1 protein-coding gene is annotated in these 1,466 nt (G+C 73.1%); it reads left to right on the forward strand.

Features of this window, described 5'->3' with window-relative positions:
* On the forward strand, positions 1-1,466 hold a 1,466-nt coding region (locus NBW84_RS19585), incomplete at both ends, for an ATP-binding cassette domain-containing protein (protein ID WP_250286238.1).

Genomic DNA, 1,466 nt, shown 5'->3' on the forward strand with positions numbered 1-1,466 from the left:
CCGCACATCCGGGCGTTCGTGGACCGGGCGGTCACCTTCACCACCTGCCCCGAGTGCGACGGCACCCGGCTGGGCGAGGCCGCCCGCTCCTCGCGGATCGGCGGGATCAACATCGCCGACGCCTGCGCGATGCAGATCAGCGACCTGGCCGCCTGGCTCCGCGGCCTCGACGAGCCGTCGGTGGCACCGCTGCTCGCGGCGCTGCGACAGACCCTCGACTCGTTCGCGGAGATCGGGCTGGGCTACCTCTCGCTCGACCGGCCGTCGGGCACGCTGTCCGGTGGCGAGGCGCAGCGCGTCAAGATGATCCGCCACCTCGGTTCCTCGCTCACCGACGTCACCTACGTCTTCGACGAGCCCACCACCGGCCTGCACCCCCATGACATCCAGCGGATGAACGACCTGCTGCTGCGGCTGCGGGACAAGGGCAACACGGTGCTCGTCGTGGAGCACAAGCCGGAGACGATAGCGATCGCCGACCACGTCGTCGACCTCGGCCCCGGCGCCGGTGCGGCGGGCGGCGCCGTCTGCTTCGAGGGCACCGTCGAGGGGCTGCGGGCCAGCGGCACCCTCACCGGCCGCCATCTCGACGACCGGGCCGCCCTCAAGGAGACGGTGCGGACGCCCACCGGCCGGCTTCCGGTCCGCGGCGCGGCAACGCACAACCTGCGTGACGTCGACGTCGACATCCCCCTCGGGGTGCTTGTCGTCGTCACCGGTGTCGCCGGCTCCGGCAAGAGCTCGCTCGTGCACGGGTCGCTGCCCTATCTCTCGGGGCCAGCCGGCGCGGGTGTGGTGTCGATCGGCCAGGGCGCGATCCGCGGCTCGCGACGGAGCAACCCGGCGACGTACACCGGCCTGCTCGACCCGATCCGCAAGGCGTTCGCGAAGGCCAACGGCGTGAAGCCGGCGCTGTTCAGCGCCAACTCCGAGGGCGCCTGCCCCACCTGCAACGGTGCCGGCGTCAGCTACACCGACCTGGCGATGATGGCCGGCGTCGCCACCACCTGCGAGGAGTGCGAGGGAAAGCGGTTCCAGGCATCGGTGCTGGAGCACCACCTCGGCGGCCGCGACATCAGCGAGGTGCTCGCGATGTCGGTGACCGAGGCCGCGGAGTTCTTCGGCGCCGGCGAGGCGCGCACGCCGGCCGCGCACGCCATCCTCGACCGGCTCGCCGACGTCGGGCTCGGCTACCTCGGCCTCGGCCAGCCGCTCACCAGCCTGTCCGGCGGCGAGCGGCAGCGGCTCAGGCTGGCCACCCACATGGCCGCCAACGGCGGCGTCTACGTCCTCGACGAGCCGACCGCCGGCCTGCACCTCGCCGACGTCGAGCGGCTGCTCGGCCTGCTCGACCGGCTCGTCGACGCCGGCAGGTCGGTCATCGTCGTCGAGCACCACCAGGCGGTCATGGCGCACGCCGACTGGATCATCGATCTCGGCCCCGGCGCCGGCCACGACGGCGGCCG

Source organism: Protofrankia sp. CiP1_Cm_nod2 (assembly GCF_920664355.1).
Classification (GTDB): Bacteria; Actinomycetota; Actinomycetes; order Frankiales; family Frankiaceae; genus Protofrankia.